The organism is Paenibacillus sp. NPDC055715, from assembly GCF_053617595.1.
In genome coordinates, this window is sequence record NZ_JBSHGA010000028.1 from 1 (window position 1) to 6,260 (window position 6,260).

At 43.5% G+C, this 6,260-nt stretch carries 4 protein-coding genes and 1 pseudogene; 2 read left to right on the forward strand and 3 right to left on the reverse strand.

The features are described 5' to 3' along the window. Positions 1 to 278 precede the first annotated feature (278 nt). Together ACWGOO_RS22195 and ACWGOO_RS22200 are read right to left on the reverse strand one after the other, a co-directional pair. Positions 279 to 1,634 carry a transcriptional regulator gene (locus tag ACWGOO_RS22195; protein ID WP_452486919.1) on the reverse strand — a complete coding sequence of 452 codons (1,356 nt, stop codon included), beginning with the start codon at positions 1,632 to 1,634 and terminating at the stop codon, positions 279 to 281. A 438-nt stretch (positions 1,635 to 2,072) separates the two neighbouring features. Then, positions 2,073 to 2,432 carry a hypothetical protein gene (locus ACWGOO_RS22200; RefSeq protein WP_452486921.1) on the reverse strand — a complete coding sequence of 120 codons (360 nt, stop codon included), beginning with the start codon at positions 2,430 to 2,432 and terminating at the stop codon, positions 2,073 to 2,075. A gap of 106 nt (positions 2,433 to 2,538) precedes the next feature. Between ACWGOO_RS22200 and ACWGOO_RS22205 the strand changes: the two genes are divergently transcribed. Together ACWGOO_RS22205 and ACWGOO_RS22210 are read left to right on the forward strand one after the other, a co-directional pair. Continuing rightward, positions 2,539 to 3,057 carry a hypothetical protein gene (locus ACWGOO_RS22205; RefSeq protein ID WP_452486923.1) on the forward strand — a complete coding sequence of 173 codons (519 nt, stop codon included), beginning with the start codon at positions 2,539 to 2,541 and terminating at the stop codon, positions 3,055 to 3,057. A gap of 1,056 nt (positions 3,058 to 4,113) precedes the next feature. Continuing rightward, a pseudogene (locus tag ACWGOO_RS22210) lies at positions 4,114 to 4,215 on the forward strand (IS30 family transposase); the annotation flags it as partial. A gap of 233 nt (positions 4,216 to 4,448) precedes the next feature. On the opposite strand, the gene ACWGOO_RS22215 reads toward ACWGOO_RS22210, so the two are convergent. Beyond that, positions 4,449 to 6,260: condensation domain-containing protein (locus ACWGOO_RS22215; protein ID WP_452486925.1), on the reverse strand; the 1,812-nt coding region annotated here is incomplete at its 5' end.

Sequence of the window (6,260 nt, forward strand, 5' to 3'; positions counted from 1 at the left end):
ACAAAAGCTCAGAGGACTGTCGCCGGTAGAATACCGCATCCAGTCCTATGTAGCAGCCTAAGTCAGTCTGTGTCTAACTTTTTGGGGTCAGTTCAGTTAAGGTTAGCGGGGATTGTTTATTAGCCAAGCGTGCTACAATCCCATATGCCAACCTAACACTTCAAAACCATCGTTTGAAATTGCCTTTGGCATACTTACAACTTGACTACTCGTTGTTTGTGCACTTATTACTAATACCAATAAAAAAGTAGTCGTGCATAGCCTTCTAATTATTCGCTTCATAAACATTGCCCCATTTCCATTAAATTATGATACTCCGTCTTGGCTTCAGCTAAGACAAATTTCCGATAACGTTCGAACATTCTCACGCAACGAAGGATAGAGCGTTCATTATTGATTATAGTGGATTTTCTCATGCCATCCAATAAGTATCGAATTCCTTTTTCGTACTGGCCTCTGGATAAATAATAGTCAGCCAATTCACTCAAAAAGCCAATAATCTGATCGTTAATATTTTGTTGGTCATTAGTTTGTTTTCCTCTTTGATCATATATGTTTGATATTTCCCACTCAAATCGATTCAAAATATCATCTATGTCTATGTTATAACGATTGGCTGCAATCATGATATTCCATAAGCCCGGGAAAATTTCATCTTTTTGCGTTGAAATGAGGTCAACATATACTTTAAGCGCCGCTATATCTCCAGCCATGAGCTTGGTCAGACACAAATTAGCCTTGCCCCACTCCTCAAATAAGTTTTTCCAGCGTAGCGTCTCGTTATCAGTCTCTTTCACCCATTCCAAATCAGTAGATTCATTGGCTACTTGCAAGGCTAACGCATAGTTTCCTTGCTCATAATAAGCACCTCCAATAAGTAAATTACTGAAAGCTACATAGCAAAATAACGGTCGCAATGGCTTCTTATGTTGTTCCCTTTTCAAAGAATGCGCCATGGAGTATTGAACTTTGGCTAAAGTCCTTAAATCCTTAGCAACTTCCAAAACACGATCCCACTCACGCAAAGAACGATACACATTCGCCAAATCCTTCAATGCGTCAAGTTGATCTATTTCATCTAGACGATGGACAAAAGATTCAAAACGTGTAGCTGCATTGAGATTTCGTTTTTGATCGTCTCCAACCTGAATCGTGAATATACGATATTGACAGATGGCTAAGCGTTCCGCATGCTGATATCTTTCCACTTCTGCCACATTCTCATAGAGCAACAGCGCAGCAGCATGTCGTCCCTGTGCGAATAAGTTTTCCGCAATCTCGAATAGTTTGTGCGAATAGAGCAGATTGTCCATGATGACTCCTACCACTCGACGGATCGCATCCAATTTGTTCAACTCCGCACAACGATATAACAACCGCTCAATTCGACGCATATTCGGGGGGATGTCGATAATGTAGTTGTCTATGAATAAGTCGTAAAAGCGCCCTTCCGGTAATCCCATAGCCTCCGTAATTCGGTCAAGCTGGTTAACAGACATAGACTTATTTCCTGTCACAATGCTACTTACTAGCCCCCGATTCATGCCTGCAATATGCCCAAACTCGGTCATGCTTAAGTCTTGTTGTTTTAGATATTTTTCCAGTTCTGCTCTTATCGTAGGTGTATGCTTCATGCCATAGCCACCTCTCACATAAAAATTACAAAATTTTTATAGTATTGAAATCTATTGTCGTCCAAAATATAACAGTTGTCAATGACTTTTGTAACTTTTGTGAGGTGTTCGCTTTTGGTCAGTACATCTATTGAGCAATATAAAACCAAACAATTCCCACCGACCAATTAAGGTTAGTGGGAATTTTGGTTATATCTTTTTTTCGGAATTATTTTTATTCTTTTTCTCAGCAATAAGTAGACCTAGCAGTGTATATCCCCTGTACAATGTTCCTAGCCCCTCTAAAAATGAAGCTTTCAATTTTTTGTGATTTCCATGTTTGTATTCATGTCCATCGTTTAACGCATCCCACGGAGCCAACCGAGAACTGACGAGGAACTTATAGAATAAGAATAGCATTGGGGGGGTGAAAGCCTATGAAAAAATCAAAATATTATTCTACTCATTATTGCGGTGTCTAAACAACTTATTGAGAAGGAAATTCCTAATCAAAACAATTATAACTTCTGGTAGAAACACAATAAACATATATAGGGTGATGATGATTGGTAAATTTGCAATAAAAACTACTGCCACCCGCTCCTCCACAATCCAAAACAACCAAATTGGTACTGATACAATCCATAACAATGCATTAGAAATCATTAAATTTCGAAGGTTTTTCCAAAGAAAACAAAACAAAACTGCAATGACTGCTGGTATAACCCATGAAGCACCATTACTTAATATCACAAATGCCGTAATAGGATAGAGTATTACGCTTAATATCTGAACCAATCTATTATTATAAAAACTCAATTTTCCATCTCCCTCCTCTTATCTTTTAGGATAAGTATACCTCTTATTTCTATTTATTCCCAAAATATTTTGTGCATAATTGGTCTTGTAACTAATTTTATAGAAAATGGTGGTGTATTATGGAAACTATCCAGGAACCAATATTAGAGTCAGGGTAGGAGATGTGCTTTATTCATCAAAAGCATTAGGCGGAAGTGCAATGATTGTCGGACATGTTGGAATTATCGGACCTGATTATATGGTTTATCATGTAAATGCCGTAAATGATAATCAAGGAGAAGGTGGAAAAAGGGATACCATTTCTTATTACCAAACGAGGCATTATCCTAATGAAAAAATTGATGTCTTTAGAGCGGCTCACGGCCGTAACGCAGCTTATTGGGCAAAAAACAATTACTCTTCGGTAACAAGTTACCATATACCTTTATATTCTTGGGATAACTATCAACTTAAAACTATGAACCTTAATTACTGCTCTAAATTTATTTGGCAAGCATTCTATTATGGAAATAATAGCACAGACTATATTATAGTCCATTATAAACCAAATAAAGAAGATATTGTAACTCCATATCAAGTGATTGATAGTAAGGATCTTAGATATGTGGGTTCATTCAGTAGTTAATGACTAAAACATAAATATGCATATTCAAAGCAAATTAAAAACGTATTTAGTTTACTGGTCAAGCCTCCATTTAGTAGACATTGTAAAAAAAGACCTAGGCTAGAAGCTGGTTCCTGTACTCCACAGGAGTCAGCTTGTTTAATTTTCGCTGTATTTCATTATGGAAGTATCTAGTCCTACTTCATGAAAAAGTATTAATCGTAGAGCAGGACGTTTCTGGAATGAATCGGGAGCGTTTTTTTATACGTTGGTTGCAACCCTGGGCTGGTTTAAACCAGCCTGAATTTTGGTAGAAAGGAAGCTGGCTTTCAGATTGGTGAGCTTCAGGGGGAGCGGTCAGGCTGAAAAGCTTCAGATCGAAACCGGGAAACCGGGCTAACGCTTTAGCAGTTGGGCCGCTACTCACGCCGATAACAAGAGCGGCAAATATCTTGCATCCGAACACGAAAAATTGCCTTTACCACTTTGGAAATCGCGTTTCGGGGATTGCCTTATGAATGAATTTCCTCCGAACGTACAGCAAATCCGTCCTAACGCCTCGCGAACAGCAACGGTTTTGAATTTTGCCGTAAACTCGACACGGAGATCGTCTCTGGGGTAAATTGCGCATATCCTACATCCTAATCCAACTAAAATCTTCTTCCCCACAAGAAGGCTTAATCTCTCGTCTCCCTGTATTTATAGACGTAATCACACCTGTGAGTTCTGTATCGTCAAATGTGGGAGTGTGACGCTTGTTCGCGAGTTGTATGAGTCTATAAGTGCCTGTTCAATGAGTCGTCCTCCGGCGCTCTCTGTCCCTCATTAACTTTGGACACGCCTCTTTATGTTCTGGAATTATGAATCTCAAATTCTCGAACACACCATTGTACCGCCAATCCTGCTTTAATATCTGTTGCACGATAACCAATAAACATTTAGCGTCCCGGGAAACGAGAGTGGAGCAGTATGCCACGGCAGCTGCTCCACTTTTTGTTCAACTAAAGGACAGTTTTAAATATAAGTGGATAAAAAAAGACACAGCTCAGGTATCGCACGTATGTTAATAGATGCAGCCTTGAAAAGGCTCTCTATCTGATTAATCACAGACCACGAAAATGCTTGGGATGGAAAACGGCTCACGAATCCTTTTCAGGGGAACTGTCGCACTTGGCTTGACAATCCGTCGATTATACACCTTTGATAAGGATAACTATTTGAAGGTGTAATTAAATATTCAAACTCACTCATTTTTAAGTTCTGAAGCCAATTTTCAAAATTCTCTTTTGTTGCCAAGGCTAAAGAATTGATGTTATAAACCAGTTTACCAATTGCAGGCTTTCATTTGAAAAAAACACCCGGCAGGATGCATACCGAGAGAAATACGGCATACACCCAAGCCGGGTAAGGGATTAGAAAATAATATCAATGGCCTCTATCACATCTTGCTCCTGTTCGGATTGCCCGTTCAGGGAAATATCCTTCAACAGCACCGAAGGCTGTTCGCAAATTTGGGTGATGATCACGAGCAGGTCCTGAGCGAAATTGTCGATCAGATTGCGCGTAAACAACTTGGTGGCATATTCAAACTGCCCGTTCATTCCCTCATCCAGCAACGAAATGATCAAGGTAAGATCAAATTGGGAAACTGTATGAGTTTCCGGATAAGATTCGATCTTGATATCCCCGAAGCTTTGAACGTTATCTTCCTTGGTTTCCAGAACAAACATGACATCGAATACAGGATTGCGACTTTGATCTCGCGGCGCCTGCAGCTTTTTCACAAGCTCCTCGAACGGATAATCCTGGTGGTCGTAGGCCCCCAGCATCGTTTCTTTGACTTCGTTCAAGTAAGCGAGGAACGTCTTCTCTCCGGACGGATAATGGCGAATCGCCAAAGTGTTGACAAACATTCCGATGAGCGGCTCCAGGTCGGCATGTGTGCGACCCGAAACCGGCGTGCCTACAATGAAGTCTTCTTGTCCCGAGTACTTGCTGAGCAGGACTGAATAGGCCGCCAATAACACCATATAAAGGGTGGCACCGTTCTCATCGGCGATGCGCTGCAAGCTGTCGGTCATCTGCTTGTCGATGCTGAAAGGCAGCACATCTCCCTCAAAGCTGTGAGCGGCAGGTCTGACAAAGTCCGTAGGCAGTTCAAGCGTCGGCAGTTCGCCTTCCAGCACGTCCAGCCAGTAGGCTTCCTGACGTTTCAGCCGCTCTTTTACAGGTTCGGACTGCTGCCAAGCGGCGAATTCCTTGTATTGAATCCGAAGCGGTTCCAGAGTCTCGCCGTTATACAGGCGCAGCAGCTCTTCGACGAAGATGCCCATCGAAATGCCATCCGTGACGATATGATGAATGTCCAGCATGAGCAGATGCCGTTCCGCTTCCCATTCGACTAAGCCCACACGCAGCAGCGGCGGCCGCTCCAAATCAAAGACGCGCACAAAGCCATCTACGATGCTCTTCGTTTCACTTTCCGTCGCTTTCGTATACTCGACGACAAACTTCAAGTCCGGATCAATCCGTTGTACCGGTTCGCCGTCAGCCATTTCGAAGCCGGTTCGCAAAATTTCGTGACGAGCTATCAATCCTTTGAGCGCCGTCTCGAATTGATTCCGTTCCAAGCGCCCGACGAGAACCGTCATGCCGGACATGTTGTAGCTAAGCTCGGCGCCTTCCATCTGCTGCTGGATGTACAGCCGTTTTTGCACGGAGGAAAGCGGATAGTAATCCCTCTTATCCAGAACCGGAATGGAGAGGTGTTCCTGCCGCTCCAATTGGCTGATTGCTTCGGCCATCGCTTCGATGGTCGAGTGCCGGAACACATCGCGCAGCGGCAGGTTCACGCTCAGCTCCTTGTGCACCTTGCTGACCAGCGTCGTCGCCCGCAGAGAGTGCCCGCCGAGGTCGAAGAAGTTGTCTGTCACGCCAATCGTGACCGGCCCGAGCACGCCCTGCCAGATGGCGACCAGTTTCGCCTCCAGTTCGGTGCGCGGCGCCACGTATTCGCGGCCTGCGCTTGCTCCCCCTTCCGGTGCCGGCAGCGCCTTCCGGTCGATCTTTCCGTTCGGCGTCAGAGGCAGGCGCTCCAGCTCCACGAAGTACGACGGGATCATGTACCCTGGCAGCTCGCTGGCAATCGCCCGCTTTAGGTCCGCCGCCGTCAAGCCTTCTTCCGCTGTATAATAAGCGCACAAAGCTTTCTGACCTTCTTGATC